A 17,371-nucleotide genomic window follows, 5' to 3' on the forward strand; every position below is an offset into this window, starting at 1 on the left:
GGTAAGTATAGATAATGCGCGATTTTAGCTGTGGTGATATCCACCGCCCAGCGCGGACGTGAGCTGTAGCGTGGCGTCCACGTACTGGCCTTGCAGCATTAATCCGGCAATCTGTTCTTTCAGCGCCGGAATTTTTGCTTCACTCACCCGGGAGCCGGCAATGATCCCCGCGCTGAAGCGCGCCTGCGCCAGTCCAACGACGCGTGCGGCGTCTTTTTCGACCTTCCGCTGGTGCTGATTTTTGGCGGTCAGGGTTTCCACTTCACTCGCCGTCCGGGCGACCTGGTTTACCGCCTCCACCACGGCCTTGTTGTAGTTCGCCACGGAGAGGTTGTTCTGCGCCTGGGCGATATCCAGGTTCGCATTTAACCGACCGCTGTCAAAGACTGGCAGGGTCAGACCCGCGGTCACGCCCATTTGCTGCGCGGAAGAGCGGAACAGATCGCTCAGGTGCAACGCATCCTGCTGCAAGAACGCCATCAAATTGACGTCGGGATAGAACGCAGCTTTGGCGGCCTCTACTTCGCTCATGGACGCTTCGATATACCAGTGCGCCTCCTGCAAATCCGGGCGGCGAGCCAGCAGCTCATAGCCGAGCGTTGACGGCAGCGACGCCTCTACGTCAGGTAGTGCATGCCGGGCGAGCGTGATCGAAGGGGTATTGGTCAACGCATTCAGACGCGCTTCAATGGCCTTCATTTTGCCGTGCACGTCAGCGAGCTGTTCATCGGTTTTGCTGGCATTGATATCCGTTTCAACGCCCTCTACGGAGGAGGTGATCCCGTGCTGATAGAGTTCACGATCGGCGCCGATGATATTTTCCTGCTCCTGTTTGATCTGCGCGAGCACATCACCCACGGCGGCCTTGGTCTGCCATTCCCAGTACAGCCGCGCGACGCTGCTGGCGAGAAGCTGGCGGGTCTGCTCCAGCTCCGCTTTTTGCGCATTCACTTTACCGATGCGGGCCTCAATCTGGGCGCGATTTTTCCCCCATAAATCCAGATCCCAACCCGCCGTCAGGCCAAAGGTGCCGTTGGTATACCAGGGGCCGGTTGTCCCCGCCGCCGGGTCGGTCAGGGCGAACGGTCCCATCAGCCCCTCTGCCGACATCTTTTGCCGTTCAACATCTGCGGAAAAGTCCAGCTGTGGGCCATCAGCGGCGACAGCGGCTTTCGCCTGCGCTTCCGCCAGGGTGATACGCTGCCGGGCAATTTCCATATCCGGCGCATCCGCTATCGCTTTGGCGATAAGCGAGTTGAGCTGGGGGTCATTATAATCTTTCCACCATTCGCTTTTCGGCCAGTCGGCATGGTTCAGCTGGGTATTTACAGCGGCGGCGGTGGCTTGCGTTTTAATTGGTGACACCGTGGCATGTTCTGGCGCACAGGCGGCCAGCATAAAAATCAGGGGAGCACTCAGAGATAAAGTAAGGGAACGTTTCATTACGCCATGCACTCAAAAAAATAAAGGCGCAACTTACGCTTACTGGCGTTCCGTTTTTTAGTAACGCGTGGCAATCCGCATAATGTTATACATTTTCATATCCGGAAATTTATTCCCCAAGACAATGATTTAATTTCATGCATTCAAGCTAATTATGAATTGGCTGCTACACTTACTCACGACAGACATACGCAGGAGAGGCGAATGAAAATATTATTGTGGGTTATTTTGATTATATTTCTGATAGGGCTGCTGGTGGTAACCGGCGTATTCAAGATGATTTTCTGATTCTTCTGCCCGGCTGCGCGCCGGGCATAGGTATTCACGCCTGGCTCAGCCCTTCGACTGGATGACGCGGGCAATATCCGCAGACGTCTGTAGCGTACGGATCTCCTGAAATAACCCCAGCGCTTCGCCGTACTCTTTGCGCAAATAGCTCAGCCACTGTTTAATACGCGCAACGTGATACAACCCGGTATCGCCCTGCTTTTCCAGCCGCGTGTATTTTTGCAGGAGTTTCACCACCTCAGCCCACGGCATACGCGGCTCATTATATTTCACCACCCGGCTGAGGTTCGGCACGTTCAGCGCGCCGCGTCCAATCATCACCGCATCGCAGCCGGTGGCTTTCAGGCACGCCTGCGCGCTCTCGTAATCCCAGATTTCGCCGTTGGCGATAACGGGAATGGTAAGACGTTTGCGGATCTCGCCAATCGCCTGCCAGTTAATGCGCTCGGCTTTGTAGCCATCCTCTTTGGTACGCCCGTGCACCACCAGCTCGGTGGCGCCCGCCTGCTGCACCGCATCGGCAATTTCAAACTGCTTATCCCCGCTGTCCCATCCCAGACGCACTTTGACCGTCACCGGCAGATGCGATGGCACCGCCTCACGCATGGCCTTTGCGCCGCGATAAATCAGCTCCGGATCCTTTAGCAACGTTGCCCCGCCGCCGCTGCCGTTAACCAGCTTTGACGGACAGCCGCAGTTAAGGTCGACGCCGTACGAGCCAAGCGCGACCGCGCGGGCGGCGTTTTCAGCCAGCCACTCCGGATACTGACCGAGCAGCTGAATGCGCACCAGCGTACCGGAGGGGGTGCGGCTCTGCCGATGCAGCTCCGGACAGAGGCGATAAAATGATTTTTCTGGCAGCAACATATCGACCACGCGCAAGAACTCCGTCACGCAGAGATCGTAATCGTTCACCTCGGTCAGCAGCTCGCGCACGAGCGAGTCGAGCACGCCTTCCATCGGGGCCAGTAAAACACGCATTCTGAGTACCTGTGAAAAAAGACGCGCTATAGTAGCTGCTCTCTATGACTGTGGAAAGCCCGGCGTTCCATTCAGGAATGTCTGTTATGCTCAAAATTCATGTTGTGATCCGTGGCACATTTTCAGGTTTAATTGTATGATGAATACGTCTCAGCAAGGACTTTCACCATGAGCAAATCACTGAATACTCTCTGGCAATACCTTCGGGCCTTCGTCCTGATTTATGCCTGCCTGTACGCCGGCATTTTTATCGCGTCGCTGCTGCCGATTACCATACCCGGCAGCATTATCGGCATGCTGATCCTCTTTGTGCTGCTGGCATTACAGGTGCTGCCCGCGAAATGGGTCAACCCGGGATGCTTCGTTCTCATTCGCTATATGGCCCTGCTTTTTGTGCCTATCGGCGTTGGGGTTATGCAGTATTACGATGTGCTTAAAGCGCAATTCGGCCCGATAGTCGTCTCCTGCGCCATCAGTACGCTGGTGGTTTTTCTGGTGGTCAGCTGGAGCTCACATATTGTGCATGGCGAACGTAAAGTGGTTGGGGAGAAAACAAAAAAATGATGGAAAATATCTGGTGGTCCCTGCCGTTAACCCTGGCAGTGTTCTTCGCTGCCCGTAAGCTTGCGGTTCGTTTTAAAATGCCGCTGCTGAACCCGCTGCTGGTCGCCATGGTGGTGATCATTCCTTTTCTGCTGTTCACCGGCATTCCTTATGAACGTTACTTCGCCGGGAGCAAAATCCTCAACGATTTATTGCAGCCTGCCGTGGTGGCGCTGGCGTTTCCTTTATATGAGCAACTGCATCAGATCCGCGCGCGCTGGAAGTCCATCATCACCATCTGCTTTGTGGGTAGCCTGGTGGCGATGATCACCGGCACGTCAGTGGCCCTGTTGATGGGCGCGTCGCCGCAGATTGCCGCCTCTATCCTGCCGAAATCCGTGACCACGCCGATCGCCATGGCCGTGGGCGGCAGCATCGGAGGCATTCCGGCCATTAGCGCCGTATGCGTGATTTTTGTCGGCATCCTGGGGGCGGTGTTTGGGCATACGCTGCTGAACATCATGAAAATACGCACCAAAGCGGCGCGCGGTCTGGCGATGGGTACCGCCTCGCACGCGCTGGGCACCGCGCGCTGTGCGGAACTGGATTATCAGGAAGGGGCATTCAGCTCGCTGGCGCTGGTGATTTGCGGGATTATTACCTCCCTGGTCGCGCCGTTCATCTTCCCGATTATTCTGGCCGTAATGGGCTAAAATTTGCGATGCGTCGCGCAAATTTCATTTTCATTTCATAAGTTGCACACATAATGAGATTTGGATCACATATAAAGGCCGTTCGGCTCCGTACACTACCGATCCATTAACCTTGATGAGGCAACGTCATGCATCCACGTTTTCAAGCTGCTTTCTCTCAGCTTGCAGAGAATTTGCAATCAGCCCTGGCTCCGGTTCTGGCGGATGCGCATTTCCCCGCCCTGCTGATGGCAGATCAGGTCACGACGCTTAAGCAGGCAACGGGGCTGGACGAAGACGCGCTGGCTTTCGCCCTGCTGCCGCTGGCGGCTGCCTGCGCCCGCGCTGACCTTTCCCATTTTAACGTAGGCGCGATTGCGCGCGGCGTAAGCGGGACCTGGTACTTCGGCGGGAATATGGAGTTTCTCGGTGCGACCATGCAGCAAACCGTTCACGCGGAGCAGAGCGCTATCAGTCACGCCTGGCTGCGCGGTGAAAAAGCCCTGCGCGCCATCACCGTCAACTACACCCCTTGCGGCCACTGCCGCCAGTTTATGAATGAGCTGAACAGCGGACTGGAACTGCGTATCAACCTGCCGGGCCGCGCGCCGCATACGCTGGGCGATTACCTGCCCGACGCTTTCGGCCCGAAAGATCTTGAGATCAAAACCCTGCTGATGGACGAGCAGGATCACGGTTATGCGCTCTCTGGGGATGCGCTCAGCGAAGCGGCCATTGCTGCCGCCAACAAAAGCCACACGCCGTACAGTAAATCCCCAAGCGGCGTCGCCCTTCAGTGCCGCGACGGTCGCATCTTCACCGGAAGCTATGCTGAGAATGCCGCGTTCAACCCGACGCTGCCTCCGCTACAGGGCGCACTGAACCTGCTCAGCCTGAACGGGTATGACTATCCGGATATTCAGCGCGCGATCCTGGCTGAAATTGCTGATGCGCCGCTGATCCAGTGGGACGCAACCGCAGCCACGCTGAAAGCGCTGGGCTGTACAACCATCGACCGCGTGCTGCTTGCCTGATCGTCCCGGCGGGCAAAATGCCCGCCAGTCTGACGAAAAACCCCTCAGTTGATTCGCTGTTTCTTGCGCTAACCAGGCGGGTACAGTAGCCTGAGGGAAATTTCATCATCGGTACGAGCCATCTGCATGTTAAAGCGCGTGTTTTACAGCCTGTCTGTCCTGGTCGGCATACTGCTGTTGATCGTGCTGGGTCTCGACCGCTGGATGAGCTGGAAAACAGCCCCCTACATTTTTGACGATCTTCAGGACCTCCCCTACCGTCAGGTTGGCGTCGTGCTTGGTACCGCCAAGTATTACCGCACCGGCGTCATCAATCAGTATTACCGATATCGTATTCAGGGCGCACTGAACGCCTATAACAGCGGTAAGGTGAACTATCTGCTGTTGAGCGGCGATAACGCCCTGCAAAGCTATAACGAACCGGTGACGATGCGCAAAGATTTGATTGCCGCAGGCGTCGACCCGGCCGATATCGTGCTCGACTACGCCGGATTCCGCACCCTTGATTCCATCGTGCGTACCCGCAAGGTGTTCGACACCAACGATTTCATCATCATCACCCAGCGTTTCCACTGCGAGCGGGCGCTGTTTATCGCCCTCCATATGGGGATACAGGCCCAGTGCTACGCCGTGCCGTCGCCAAAAGATATGCTGAGCGTACGCGTACGTGAGTTTGGCGCCCGTTTTGGCGCGCTGGCTGACCTGTACCTGTTCAAGCGTGAACCGCGCTTCTTAGGCCCGCTGGTGCCAATCCCGGCGATGCATGAAGTGCCTGAGAATGCGCAAGGTTATCCGGCGGTGACGCCGGAGCAGCTGCTGGAAATGCAGAAGAAGTAATAACTGATGTCGGGTGGCGGCTTCGCCTTACCCGACCTACGATCGCGATTTTGTAGGCCCGGTAAGCATTGCGCCACCGGGCAAAAAAAGGCCCGCTACGTGAGCGGGCCTTTTCATTCTGAAAAACTTACTTCTTACGCGCGTACTTCAGTGAATCCAGGGCAACCGCGAAGATGATGATCGCGCCCTTGATAATGTACTGCCAGTACGGGTTCACGCCGATGTAGGTCAGGCCATAGTTGATTACGGTGAAGATGATCACACCGGTTACCACGCCCAGCACGGTGCCCACGCCGCCGCTGAAGGAGACGCCGCCGACCACGCAGGCCGCAATCGCATCCAGTTCGTACATAAAGCCGAGGTTGTTGGTCGCAGAGCCGATACGGCCCGCTTCCAGCATCCCGCCGAAGGCGTAGAACACACCGGACAGGGCATAAATCATCAGCAGGTTCAGCGCAACGTTGACCCCGGAGACTTTCGCCGCTTCCGGGTTGCCGCCGATGGCGAAAATGTTTTTACCGAAGCGGGTTTTGTTCCACAGGATCCAGACGAACGCCACCGCAATCAGCGCATAGAAGGTGATATAAGAAAGGCGGAAGCTGCCCAGCGCAACAAACCCCTGCGTGAAGGTCGAGAAGCCGCTGTCGAAGCCAGAGATCGGGGACGCGCCGACGAAATCGTAGTAGAGGGAGTTAATACCGTAAACGATGATCATCGTACCCAACGTGGTGATAAATGGCGTCACGTTCAGGTAAGCAATGATGATGCCGTTAATCAGGCCGATCACTGCGCCGATGGCGCACACAATCAGGATCACCACGAAAATCGGCATGGTCGCCATCTCCGGGAACACCTTGTTGGCGTTTTCCATCGACTGCAACAGGGTCGCCGCAATGACCGCCGCCAGACCGACCTGGCGCCCTGCCGAAAGGTCAGTCCCCTGGGTAACGATAAGCCCCGCCACGCCCAACGCGATAATAATACGTACGGAAGACTGGGTCAGAATGTTACTCAAGTTCAGCAGACTCAAGAACGTAGGGTCCTGGAAAATAATAATTGCCAGCAAGACTAAAAGAACAACGTAAATACCGCCTTCTTTCAGATAAGTGAGAAAACTTTTTTTATTTAACGCACTCATGAGGAGCCCCTGATCTTAAAGGTGCAAAGACGCAAGACGCAAAATTTCGTTTTGCGTTGTCGTTTTGGTGTCAACAATACCGGCAACGAGACCATTGCTCATAACCAGAATACGGTCTGTGATCCCTAACAATTCCGGCATTTCGGAAGAAATAATAATGATCCCTTTATCTTTTTTGGCCAGCTCCGCGATCAGCTGGTAAATCTCAAATTTTGCACCAACATCGATACCGCGCGTAGGTTCATCCAGCATCAGGATTTCAGGCTGGGTCAATAACCAACGGCCGATAATGACCTTCTGCTGGTTCCCTCCCGAGAGTGAACCGATTTGCGTCCGGTGCCCCGGCGTTTTCACGCGCATGGAGTCAATAACCCATTGGGTATCGCTCTTCATACGGGAATTATCCAGCAGGCCGATTTTACTTTTATAGTTACGGATATTCGAAATCAACGAGTTAAAATTAATATCGAGATACGCATAAATGCCGGTCGAGCGGCGCTCTTCCGTCACCAGCGCAAAACCATGATTAATGGCTTCGTTAGCGTTGTGGTTATTAATTTTCTTGCCGTGAAGCGTAATGGTGCCGCCCGACTTTTCACGGATACCAAACAGGGTTTCTACGATATCGGTGCGCTTCGCGCCTACCAGCCCTGCGATGCCCAGTATCTCGCCCTTGTGCAGATCGAAAGAGACATCACGAATGGACGGCTGACGCAGCGAGGTCAGGTTACGCACCTCCAGTATCACTTCGCCTGGCTTGTTTTCTTTATCCGGGAAGCGCTGGTTCAGAGAACGACCGACCATCATGGCGATGATCTTGTCCATGTCCAGCCCTTCCAGCGGCTGGGTAGCAATCCACTGGCCGTCGCGCAGAATGGTGATTTCATCGCACAGCTGGAAGATCTCTTCCATTTTGTGTGAGATATAGACAATGCCGCAGCCGCGATCTTTCAGTTTACGAATAATGGTAAAAAGGTGATTAACCTCTTTTTCCGTTAATGACGACGTCGGTTCATCCATGATCACGATTTTTGCATCATAGGAGAACGCTTTGGCAATTTCGATCATCTGCATCTGGGAAACCGATAATGTCCCGACGCGTGCGCGCGGGTCGATATCAATATCCAGCTCATCAAAAATGGCTTTGGTGTCGCGATACATTTTATCCTGATCGACAAAGACACCTTTGGTTGGATAGCGCCCCAACCACATATTATCCATAACCGAACGTTGCAGAACCAGGTTTAATTCCTGGTGAACCATTGAAATACCGTTTTCCAGCGCTTCTTTCGCTGAATGGAAATCGATCTCTTTTCCCTGAAAAAGAATACTGCCAGAATCTTTTTGATAGATCCCAAAAAGGCATTTTAATAATGTTGATTTACCCGCACCGTTTTCACCCATTAACGCATGAATAGAGTGAGGACGAACTTTTAAATTAACATTATCGAGTGCCTTAACCCCGGGGAATGACTTGTTGACACCGGTCATTTCCAGTAAGTATTCACCGGACGGCTGAGTAGTTGTGCTGACCATAATTATACCTTGTTGGCCTCGCATATCGCGTTATAAAAGGGCGCAACGAATTGCGCCCAGTGAAGACAAAACGAAAATCTTATTTACCGATAAACTCAGCCAGGTTGGACTGGTCTACGCCCACGTAAGGAACGCGAACGATTTTATTTTCAATTTTCCAGTTGGTTCCGTCAGCGGCACCTTTACCATCGGCCAGGTTTTTCGCCAGATCGAAGGTGGCTTTCGCCTGGTTGTTAGCATCGTTCAGCACAGTACCGGCCATTGCGCCAGATTTCACCAGCGCCAGCGCTTCTGGCAGAGCATCCACGCCGAAGACAGGAATGGCGGATTTGTTGTGTGCCTTCAGCGCTTCAACGGCGCCCATAGCCATCGCGTCGTTGTTGGCGATGACCACTTCAATTTTGTTCGCGTTCGGGCCAGAGAGCCACGCGTCCATCTTATCTTTCGCCTGAGCGGTGTCCCACATCGCGGTATCTAACGCCAGCTGCTGGGTTTTGAGGCCTTTGTCGTTCAGCTCTTTGATGACGTAAGTGGTACGGGCTTCAGCATCCGGGTGGCCTGGCTCGCCTTTCAGCAGAACGAACTGCACCTGACCGTCTTTGTTCAGGTCCCAGTTCGGGTTTGCCGCCCAGTGTTTCGCAATCAGATCGCCCTGGATAATACCGGACTCTTTGGAGTCAGTCCCCACGTAATACGCTTTATCGTAGCTGTCCAGCGCCTTACGGGAAGGTTCTTTGTTGAAGAAGACGATTGGCACGTTCTGGCCGCGCGCTTTCTCGATAACCGTGCCTGCTGCGGCCGGGTCAACCAGGTTAATAGCCAGCGCTTTCACGCCTTTTGCCAGCAGAACGTCAATCTGATCGTTCTGTTTGGACTGGTCGTTCTGGGAGTCATTCATCAGCAGCTGTACGTCTGGCGCTGATTTAGCATCTTTTTCAATTGCTTTGCGCACAACGGACATAAAGTTGTCGTCGTATTTATAGATAGTCACGCCAATACGGGTATCCGCAGCGTGGGCTGCTGCGCCAAAAAGCATGCTTGCCATGACAGCAGACAGAGTCAACACCTTCTTATTCATGGTATCTCCGGTTTTTTTATGCAGGGTAGTTCTGGTGAAAAACGGCAGGCGGGCAGATGTTAATAAAACGTTACTGATCGCCGACGTTCACTTATAAAATGTCCAGCTTCCGTGTTCGGTAACGCTCCAGAAATGCGTTTTATTCGTTGTCTGAGGCGTTATGGCAACGGTAAAAGTGAATAATCACCGTTACATTGAGTTTCAGCCCCTAAAACGCTGACATCATAGACAGCGGCTTGTTAAGATACTGTGAATTTACTCACAGATTGAAAACGGTTACATCACGTGATGTTATCAGTTAGTGATCGGAGCCACAGTTTGCCGAATAGCGACCGAATGGCGGCGTACTAAAGTCGGCATAAAACAATGCGTTGCGTCAGGATCTAACAGCCCGGCCGCCCCCTGTAACGCCAGCTCTGTCGCCAGTTTCGCCATCGACGCAATGGGATAACGTACCGTTGTCAGCTGCGGATCGGTGTAACGGGCAATGGGGATATCATCAAAACCGATCAGCGATAAATGCTGTGGCACCGCAATGCCATTGTCTTTCAGCGCGGTAAGCGCACCTGCCGCCATGCTGTCGTTATAGGCAAACACGGCTGATAGCTGAAGGTTACGCCCCAGCAGTTCAACCATTGCCGCTTCACCGCCCTGCATGTCCGGCGAACCGGTGCCTACCCAGCTCTCCAGGGGAGCAATGCCCTGCTCTTTCAGGGCATTTTGCCAGCCTTCACGGCGCATCATGTCGTCTTCAATACCGTGGCTGGAAGCCAGATAGCCAATGCGCTGATGGCCGTTACTGATGAGCATCCGCGTCGCCATCATTGCGCCGCTGACGTTATCCAGACCAACGCAGCGATGCGCGTAACCGGGGACGATGCGGTTGATCAGCACCATACCGGGGATCTGCTCCATAAACCCGGCCAGCTCCTCATCGCTCAGGGCTTTAGAGTGCACAATCAGGGCGTTACAGCGCTGGCGGATCAGTACCTCAATGGCATAGCGCTCTTTCTCAGCCTCGTGATAGCTGTTGCCAATCAGCACGTATTTCTGGTGCTGCTGGGCAACAACGTCCACCGCTTTGACCAGCGCACCGAAGAAGGCGTCCGACACGTCCATCACCACTACGCCAATGGTATCGCTGACCTGCGTCGCCAGCGCCTGCGCGTTGGCGTTTGGCCGGTACCCCAGCTGGGTCACGGCTTTCATTACGGTTTCACGCGTTTCAGGGCTGACCAGCGCGCTGTTGTTCAGCACGCGGGAGACGGTAGCAACAGAAACACCCGCCTGGCGGGCGACGTCACGAATGGTGATCATATTCACCATCCTTTAAAGGATTGCAGCAACTCACAGACACCCCCTGTGTTTAGCAAGGTGGCTATTCTGGCAGCGAGAGAGAGGAGACTACGTGAAGAAGCTCACACAGATGAAAACGCTTACATCCGTTTTGTTAATGATTGTGATCCAGATCGTTATCTGGATGTTTTACGTAATGATGCGCCCGACGCAAGGGCGGTTAACTGGCGCCATGCCCACTCCAGCGGGCCCTGGCGGAAATAGCGCAGCCAGACAACGGAAAACACCACGTTAACAATCCAGACCGGAATAACAAACGCCAGCAGCGTCAGGCGGTCGAATTTCATAAACAGGCCGAATCGGTAGAAAAGCGTGGTGCAGATCAGGGTTTGCAGAATGTAATTGCTTAACGCCATCCGTCCAACGCAGGCCACCGCGCTGACGATCCACAGGCGGGAGAGTCGCGGCCAGAAGCCGTAAATCAGCGCCGCATAGCCGATAGTCTGGAACGGCGCGCTCAGCTCGCGCGGCACCTGAAGCAGGAACGCGCACCAGCGGTAATCCCAGTGAAGATGCCACTGCATAATTACCGCCGGGAGGTTGACGATCACGCCGAGCAGCACCAGCCCTGCCCCCGTTCGACGATAGTGTCGCAGGCTAAACTCCCCTTTCAGCCAGCCGGTGCGCATTAAGGCTGCGCCCATCAGCATCATTCCCGCCAGCTGCCAGCCGTATTGCGCGCCCAGCGCCAGCAGGTTATCGCCGAGCATATCGGCCCGGTTGCCGATCGCCTCCATGCCGCCCTTCAGCTTCCAGAACTGCTCATATTGCAGGTTGGCCGCATCCGGGATCCACGAACGACTGGTGGCGTCATCGGCAATCATGCCGAGCAGCAGCAGCACGGCCAGCCCCATGACATAGAGCATCACGCCGGTATTAAACAGGCTTTTTACGCCGGGCGCGTCGCGGATCAGCCGCCAGCAAATAAGGCCTACCAGGCCATACGCGAGCAGAATATCGCCGTCCCAGAAAAGCAGCCCGTGAATAAAGCCGAGGATAACCAGCAGCGTTAAGCGCGACTGGATCCAGCGCGTACCGCGTTTGAGGAGAAGCTGAAGTCCCGCGCCAAAAAGGAGCGCAAAGAGGGTCAGGAATTTCACCTGAGCGAAGAGGTCGAGAATTGCCCACGTCCAGGCATCGCTGCGCGTGATGTCACCATACCACGCAGGATTCAGATAGGCGGCCTTCGGCAGACCGAAGGCGCTGATATTCAGCAGCAGGATACCGAGAATGGCGACGCCGCGAACAAAATCGAGCGTGACGTTTCGCTCCATGGTCCCTGCCCTGTCTGATTAGTTGTGGTGACGCACGGCGCGCAGGAACTCCTGGCGGGTGTTCTGGCTCGATTTGAACAGGCCGCCCAGCGAGGTGGTGGTGGTCGCACTGGTGGCATCACGCACACCGCGCGCTTTCACGCAGTAGTGCACCGCGTCGATGGACACCGCCACGTTGTTGGTACCCAGCAGGGTTTGTAGCGCGATCAGGATCTGCTGCGTCAGACGTTCCTGCACCTGCGGACGCTGGGCGAAGAACTGCACGATGCGGTTGATTTTGGACAGGCCAATAACCGTATCTTTTGGAATGTAGGCCACCGTCGCTTTACCGTCGATCGTCACAAAGTGATGCTCGCAGGTGCTGGTCAGCGTGATATCGCGTACCGTCACCATCTCATCGACCTTCATCTTGTTTTCAATGACGGTAATTTTCGGGAAGTTCGCGTAATCCAGGCCGGAGAAAATTTCGTCGACGTACATTTTCGCGATGCGGTGCGGCGTCTCCATCAGGCTGTCGTCGCTCAGATCGAGATTCAGCAGTTGCATGATCTCCGTCATATGGCCGGCGATCAGGCTTTTGCGGGTGACATTGTCCATCTCCTGCACGGGCGGGCGCAGTGGCGTTTCAAGACCGCGCGCAACCAGCGCTTCATGGACAAGGGCTGCTTCTTTACTGAGTGATGGCATTCTTTTCTCCTGCAGGTGTGGCGTCTTTTGCCCTCGTTGTGGCAAAAGTGTGCGCTCATTGTGCGTGAGGCGACGCACATAATCCAGTATTCACGACGATAATTATTGCAATTGCTGTTGCCTTTCAGCCTGACGGTTCCAGACTAACGCCCCGCCAATGAACAGCGCGATCCCCGCCAGCCCCAGCGCAGGTTCCAGCCGGTGCGTGAGCCAGGTTGACAGCGCCGACGTGACCGGCCCCACCAACTGACCAATGGCATAACCAGTAGTGAGCAGTCCCGCCATATAGCGCGCGTGGTCGGGCGCCAGCTCGCGACCGTAAAGCAGAGAGAGCTGCACGGCGCAGAGGAACCCGCCGCCCACCAGCATCCCCCCCGTCAGCAAACCGCCAATGCCCGGCAGCAGCCAGGCCGCCAGCACGCCAATCCCCTGTAGCCAAAGGACAATCGCCAGCCTGCGGTTAGCGCTTGACGTATGCCGCAGGGCAATGCTGAGCACAATTCCCACCACTGAAGCGGCGCCAAATATCGGCCAGACAAACTGCGCAAACAGGCTGCCGGGAAAACGCACCGCCGCCATTTGCGATAAAAAGGTCGCCGGGAGGATATAGCCAAAACCCGCCAGGCTGTAGCTCCAGACCAGACGCCTTAAATCTGCGGTTAGCAGCAGCGGCTCAGGAGCGGACCCCGGGCGATGAAGCTGACCCGCGCGCGGAAGATACCGCGCCACCAGCGCAATCAGCACCAGCGCGAGGACGCCGTAGATTTGCCATGCCGCCCCGGCGGACAGGGATTTGGCCTGAATATAGACCGCCAGCAGGCCGCTCAGCGCGATGCCTGCACCGGGTCCGGCAAAGACCGCCGCACTGAGCCCCGGCTTGCCCAACTGCCCCAGCCGCTCGTTGGTCCAGGCGGCAATCAGCACCATCGACCAGCCGCTCATGCAGCCAATCACGAAGCGCAGCAGGCCGTGAACGACGGCGTTATCTGCCGCTGCGGAGAGCAGCGTCAGCGCCACCGCGCCGACAATCCCCAGCCAGAGACGCGTTTCAACGAAGCGATGGGCGCGCATGGCATCCCATGCGCCGACCAGATAGCCCAGATAGTTCATCGCCGCCACCAGACCCGCGCTGGTGAGCGTGAGTTGCCCGGCGGCAATCATCAGCGGCACCTGAGGCGTGAAGGCAAAGCGCCCTATCCCCATTGCCACGACCAGAACCACAAATCCGCTGAGCGCGATACGCAGCGCCATGATCGCTCCAATTGTTAAAGAAAAGTAAATTTATGATGCAACATCTCGTCGTCCTGCGAAAGTGAAAGTTGCTCACAGGTCAATGAAAACGCTGTATTATGCGTTTAATGAATCGTCTTACCTTTAAGGAGCCCTGCATGGAACTGCTCGAAGAGCATCGTTGTTTTGAAGGTCGACAGCAGCGCTGGCGGCACGACTCCACCACGCTGAATTGTGCAATGACGTTCAGCATTTTCCTGCCCCCTGCGGAAAATCCACCGGTGCTGTACTGGCTTTCAGGCCTGACCTGTAACGACGAAAACTTCACCACCAAAGCGGGAGCACAACGTATTGCCGCTGAGCTGGGCATTGCCCTGGTGATGCCAGACACCAGCCCGCGTGGCGATGACGTGGCCGACGATGCCGGATACGATTTGGGTAAAGGTGCCGGATTCTATCTCAACGCCACCGCGCAGCCGTGGGCGAGCCATTACCGCATGTATGACTACATTCGCGACGAACTGCCGGCGCTGGTGCAGTCTCAGTTTGCGGTCAGCGAGCGCTGCGCGATAAGCGGGCATTCGATGGGCGGCCACGGCGCGCTGATCATGGCGCTGAAAAATCCGGGTAAGTACGTCAGCGTGTCGGCATTCGCACCGATTGTGAACCCAACGCAGGTGCCGTGGGGGCAAAAAGCCTTCACACACTATCTGGGTGACGACAGTCAAAAATGGCAGGAATGGGATAGCTGCGCGCTGATGCTGGCAAGCCGGACGGAAGATGCGATTCCGATGCTTATCGACCAGGGTGATGCGGATCAGTTCCTCGCCGGACAGTTACAGCCTGCGGTTCTGGCGGAAGCGGCGCGCCAGAAGGACTGGCCGCTGACGCTGCGCATTCAGGCGGGATACGATCACAGCTATTACTTTATGGCGTCCTTTATTGAAGATCATCTCCGCTTCCACGCGGAACATCTGTTCAGGTAAGTTCAGCCTTTTTGCCCGGTAGCCTCCTGCATACCGGGCCTTTCCCCTCCCCCTCATTTACATAATTCTATCCGCTTGAATCCAGGCTGGTTTCCTTTCATCTTCGTCAAACAAAAATGATTTCAATTATCATTTGTGTTTACAATTCTACATTCTTTTGTACAATTCCAGGCTCTTCTCCATCTTAAAGAGTTCTTAAAAGACAAAAACATACAGTTCTCAGGGTTATCCCGATGGAGTTTTATTCATTTTTATACGGAATGTACAAATGACAATACCCCGCATTAAGCTCCTGGCCGTCGCCGTTGGCGCTGCCACATTCACCCCTCTCGTTCACGCAGCCGATCAGGACACCGTTGTCGTCACCGCGACGGGTTTTGAACAAAAGATCCAGAATGCCCCCGCCTCCATCTCTGTTATTTCGAAACAGCAGATTGAAGATAAAGCCTACCGTGATGTTACCGATGCCCTAAGAGACGTCCCGGGCGTGGTCGTCACCGGCGGCGGGAGTAGCAGTGATATCAGCATTCGCGGCATGGCATCTCAGTACACCTTGTTCCTCGTGAACGGCAAACGCGTCAGTACGCGTAGCACCCGCCCAAACAGCGACAACTCGGGTATAGAACAAGGCTGGCTGCCGCCGCTGGAGTCCATTGAGCGCATTGAGGTTATCCGCGGCCCGATGTCCTCACTTTACGGCTCCGATGCGATGGGTGGCGTCATCAACGTCATTACCAAAAAAGCCTCAAACACTAAAGCCTGGACCGGTTCGTTGCACGGCGATGCAACCTTCCAGGAAAACCATGATTCCGGCGATATCTTCCAGACCAACGCCTACGCTTCTGGTCCCCTGATTGACGGTCTGCTTGGCGCAAAAGTGACGGGGCTGTTGTCACGCCGCGCCGAAGATAAAATCGTGAACGGGTATAACGAGCAGAAAATGCGTAACGGTGGCATTACCCTGAACTTCACGCCGGACGAGAAGAACGATTTCGACCTCGACTTTGCTCGCGAGCTTCAGGACAGAAACAGCACGCCAGGGATGTCGAAAGCGGCTGAAACCTGCCGGGGAACAACCTGTACGCCAAATACCAAAAGCGACTCGCGCTATGAGCACACGACCTACTCGTTAACCCACAGCGGGTATTACGACGACTTCAATACCACCAGCTATATCCAGCAGGAAGAGACCAATAATCCAGGTCGCGAAATGCGCTCCTATAACACCACCTTCAACAACCAGAACCAGATTTTCCTCGGCGATCATACATTGACCCTCGGCGGACAGTATCGGTATGAGAAACTGCGCGACAAGGGCAATCAGCTGGAAGCGGCGGACGGCCTGAACAAACTGACGCGCTGGAGCTGGGCCCTGTTTGCCGAAGATGAATGGTCAATGACGGAAAGCTTTACGTTGACCGGCGGCCTGCGTATGGACAAAGACCAAAACTACGGGACGAACTGGACGCCGCGCGGTTACGGCGTATGGCACCTGGCCGATCACTGGACGTTGAAGGGCGGGGTTTCGGCTGGCTATCGTGCGCCGGATCTGCGTCAGTCGTCTGCCAGCTGGGGCCAGGTAACGGGTGGCGGCCGTCTTGACGGTATCATCGTCGGCAACCCGGATCTGAAACCAGAGAAGAGCCTGAGCGAAGAGCTCGCCCTGCTCTGGGATAACAACGATAACCTGAATGCCGGCGTGACGCTGTTTAATACCGACTTCAAGGACAAGATTACGGAAGTTCGCCGCTGTAACAGCAGCGCCGATCCCGCCTGTACGATTGGCGATCACAGCTATGATTTTGTGAGCGACCGCGTTAATGTGGACAAAGCCAACATGCGCGGCGTGGAGTCCTCCTTCGGCTGGAAAATCTCGCGCGATGTAAACTGGACCGCAAACTATACCTATACCGAATCTGAGCAGAAGAGCGGTCAGTTCTCAGGCAAGCCGCTGAACAAGATGCCGAAGCACATGTTCAACACCACCCTGGACTGGCAGGCGACGCCCGACGTCGGTTTCTGGAGCCGTCTGAACCTTCGCGGTAAAACGTCTGAGTACCTGAGCCGCACGTCAATGTCCCAGGGCACACCGTCCTACACTCAGGTTGATGTCGGTCTGCGCTACAACGCGAACAAAAACCTGCTGGTTACCGCCGGTGTGTATAACGTGCTGGATAAGCAGATTGACTACGACACGTATGACACCGTGCTGGACGGGCGTCGCTATACGGTTGGCATGACCTACAGCTTCTGATCTGCCCATAAAAA

General features: G+C 55.3%; 15 protein-coding genes. 6 read left to right on the plus strand and 9 right to left on the minus strand.

Features of this window, described 5'->3' with window-relative positions; all coding sequences use genetic code 11:
- Positions 1-24: 24 nt before the first annotated feature.
- The gene (gene mdtQ, locus A3466_RS09105; protein WP_063450310.1) at positions 25-1,443 is read right to left on the minus strand and encodes a multidrug resistance outer membrane protein MdtQ; all 1,419 of its coding nucleotides are present in this window, start codon (positions 1,441-1,443) and stop codon (positions 25-27) included.
- A gap of 333 nt (positions 1,444-1,776) precedes the next feature.
- Complete coding sequence (dusC, locus tag A3466_RS09110; protein ID WP_063450311.1) at positions 1,777-2,712, minus strand: tRNA dihydrouridine(16) synthase DusC; 936 nt, start codon at positions 2,710-2,712, stop codon at positions 1,777-1,779.
- Between the two features lie 168 nt (positions 2,713-2,880).
- On the opposite strand from dusC, the gene A3466_RS09115 reads away from it, so the two are divergent.
- The 4 genes from A3466_RS09115 to sanA all read left to right on the plus strand — a co-directional run bounded on the left by A3466_RS09115 (position 2,881) and on the right by sanA (position 5,818).
- Positions 2,881-3,276 carry a CidA/LrgA family protein gene (locus A3466_RS09115; RefSeq protein ID WP_063450312.1) on the plus strand — a complete coding sequence of 132 codons (396 nt, stop codon included), beginning with the start codon at positions 2,881-2,883 and terminating at the stop codon, positions 3,274-3,276.
- On the plus strand, positions 3,273-3,968 hold the full coding sequence (locus A3466_RS09120; protein WP_063450313.1) for a CidB/LrgB family autolysis modulator: 696 nt from the start codon (positions 3,273-3,275) through the stop codon (positions 3,966-3,968). The genes A3466_RS09115 and A3466_RS09120 overlap by 4 nt, the downstream gene beginning before the upstream one ends.
- Before the next feature lie 128 nt (positions 3,969-4,096).
- A complete protein-coding gene (cdd, locus tag A3466_RS09125) occupies positions 4,097-4,981 on the plus strand; it encodes a cytidine deaminase (RefSeq protein ID WP_063450314.1) in 885 nt (294 codons plus the stop codon).
- Between the two features lie 126 nt (positions 4,982-5,107).
- Positions 5,108-5,818 (plus strand): outer membrane permeability protein SanA, encoded by a 711-nt coding sequence (gene sanA / locus A3466_RS09130; RefSeq protein ID WP_063450315.1) that lies wholly within the window; start codon positions 5,108-5,110, stop codon positions 5,816-5,818.
- A 127-nt stretch (positions 5,819-5,945) separates the two neighbouring features.
- Here the strand turns inward: sanA and mglC are convergent, their stop codons facing one another.
- The 7 genes from mglC to A3466_RS09165 form a co-directional block, all read right to left on the minus strand.
- Entirely contained in the window at positions 5,946-6,956 is a 1,011-nt protein-coding gene (gene mglC, locus A3466_RS09135) for a galactose/methyl galactoside ABC transporter permease MglC (RefSeq protein ID WP_003859318.1), read from the minus strand.
- A 15-nt stretch (positions 6,957-6,971) separates the two neighbouring features.
- Positions 6,972-8,492 carry a galactose/methyl galactoside ABC transporter ATP-binding protein MglA gene (mglA, locus tag A3466_RS09140; protein ID WP_063450316.1) on the minus strand — a complete coding sequence of 507 codons (1,521 nt, stop codon included), beginning with the start codon at positions 8,490-8,492 and terminating at the stop codon, positions 6,972-6,974.
- Positions 8,493-8,571: 79 nt separating this feature from the next.
- Positions 8,572-9,570: a galactose/glucose ABC transporter substrate-binding protein MglB gene (mglB, locus tag A3466_RS09145; protein WP_063450317.1), complete on the minus strand. Its 999-nt coding sequence runs from the start codon at positions 9,568-9,570 to the stop codon at positions 8,572-8,574.
- A gap of 294 nt (positions 9,571-9,864) precedes the next feature.
- Complete coding sequence (gene galS, locus A3466_RS09150; protein WP_063450318.1) at positions 9,865-10,887, minus strand: HTH-type transcriptional regulator GalS; 1,023 nt, start codon at positions 10,885-10,887, stop codon at positions 9,865-9,867.
- A gap of 155 nt (positions 10,888-11,042) precedes the next feature.
- Complete coding sequence (gene yeiB, locus A3466_RS09155) at positions 11,043-12,200, minus strand: DUF418 domain-containing protein YeiB (RefSeq protein ID WP_063450319.1); 1,158 nt, start codon at positions 12,198-12,200, stop codon at positions 11,043-11,045.
- 18 nt (positions 12,201-12,218) lie between these two features.
- Positions 12,219-12,887: a GTP cyclohydrolase I FolE gene (folE, locus tag A3466_RS09160; protein ID WP_063450320.1), complete on the minus strand. Its 669-nt coding sequence runs from the start codon at positions 12,885-12,887 to the stop codon at positions 12,219-12,221.
- A 102-nt stretch (positions 12,888-12,989) separates the two neighbouring features.
- On the minus strand, positions 12,990-14,138 hold the full coding sequence (locus A3466_RS09165) for a YbfB/YjiJ family MFS transporter (RefSeq protein ID WP_063450321.1): 1,149 nt from the start codon (positions 14,136-14,138) through the stop codon (positions 12,990-12,992).
- A gap of 137 nt (positions 14,139-14,275) precedes the next feature.
- On the opposite strand from A3466_RS09165, the gene fghA reads away from it, so the two are divergent.
- The gene (fghA, locus tag A3466_RS09170; RefSeq protein ID WP_063450322.1) at positions 14,276-15,103 is read left to right on the plus strand and encodes an S-formylglutathione hydrolase; all 828 of its coding nucleotides are present in this window, start codon (positions 14,276-14,278) and stop codon (positions 15,101-15,103) included.
- Between the two features lie 268 nt (positions 15,104-15,371).
- Positions 15,372-17,357, plus strand: coding sequence for a ligand-gated channel protein (locus A3466_RS09175; protein WP_063450323.1), 1,986 nt, complete (start codon positions 15,372-15,374; stop codon positions 17,355-17,357).
- The last annotated feature ends 14 nt before the right edge of the window (positions 17,358-17,371 follow it).

It is taken from the genome of Enterobacter genomosp. S (assembly GCF_001631805.1).
GTDB classification, from domain to species: Bacteria; Pseudomonadota; Gammaproteobacteria; order Enterobacterales; family Enterobacteriaceae; genus Enterobacter; species Enterobacter quasihormaechei.

Coding starts and splice junctions, on each gene's coding strand:
- mdtQ (WP_063450310.1), bottom strand. CDS start 1,443: ATGAAACGTTCCCTTACTTTATCTCTGAGTGCTCCCCTGATTTTTATG.
- dusC (WP_063450311.1), bottom strand. CDS start 2,712: ATGCGTGTTTTACTGGCCCCGATGGAAGGCGTGCTCGACTCGCTCGTG.
- A3466_RS09115 (WP_063450312.1), top strand. CDS start 2,881: ATGAGCAAATCACTGAATACTCTCTGGCAATACCTTCGGGCCTTCGTC.
- A3466_RS09120 (WP_063450313.1), top strand. CDS start 3,273: ATGATGGAAAATATCTGGTGGTCCCTGCCGTTAACCCTGGCAGTGTTC.
- cdd (WP_063450314.1), top strand. CDS start 4,097: ATGCATCCACGTTTTCAAGCTGCTTTCTCTCAGCTTGCAGAGAATTTG.
- sanA (WP_063450315.1), top strand. CDS start 5,108: ATGTTAAAGCGCGTGTTTTACAGCCTGTCTGTCCTGGTCGGCATACTG.
- mglC (WP_003859318.1), bottom strand. CDS start 6,956: ATGAGTGCGTTAAATAAAAAAAGTTTTCTCACTTATCTGAAAGAAGGC.
- mglA (WP_063450316.1), bottom strand. CDS start 8,492: ATGGTCAGCACAACTACTCAGCCGTCCGGTGAATACTTACTGGAAATG.
- mglB (WP_063450317.1), bottom strand. CDS start 9,570: ATGAATAAGAAGGTGTTGACTCTGTCTGCTGTCATGGCAAGCATGCTT.
- galS (WP_063450318.1), bottom strand. CDS start 10,887: ATGATCACCATTCGTGACGTCGCCCGCCAGGCGGGTGTTTCTGTTGCT.
- yeiB (WP_063450319.1), bottom strand. CDS start 12,200: ATGGAGCGAAACGTCACGCTCGATTTTGTTCGCGGCGTCGCCATTCTC.
- folE (WP_063450320.1), bottom strand. CDS start 12,887: ATGCCATCACTCAGTAAAGAAGCAGCCCTTGTCCATGAAGCGCTGGTT.
- A3466_RS09165 (WP_063450321.1), bottom strand. CDS start 14,138: ATGGCGCTGCGTATCGCGCTCAGCGGATTTGTGGTTCTGGTCGTGGCA.
- fghA (WP_063450322.1), top strand. CDS start 14,276: ATGGAACTGCTCGAAGAGCATCGTTGTTTTGAAGGTCGACAGCAGCGC.
- A3466_RS09175 (WP_063450323.1), top strand. CDS start 15,372: ATGACAATACCCCGCATTAAGCTCCTGGCCGTCGCCGTTGGCGCTGCC.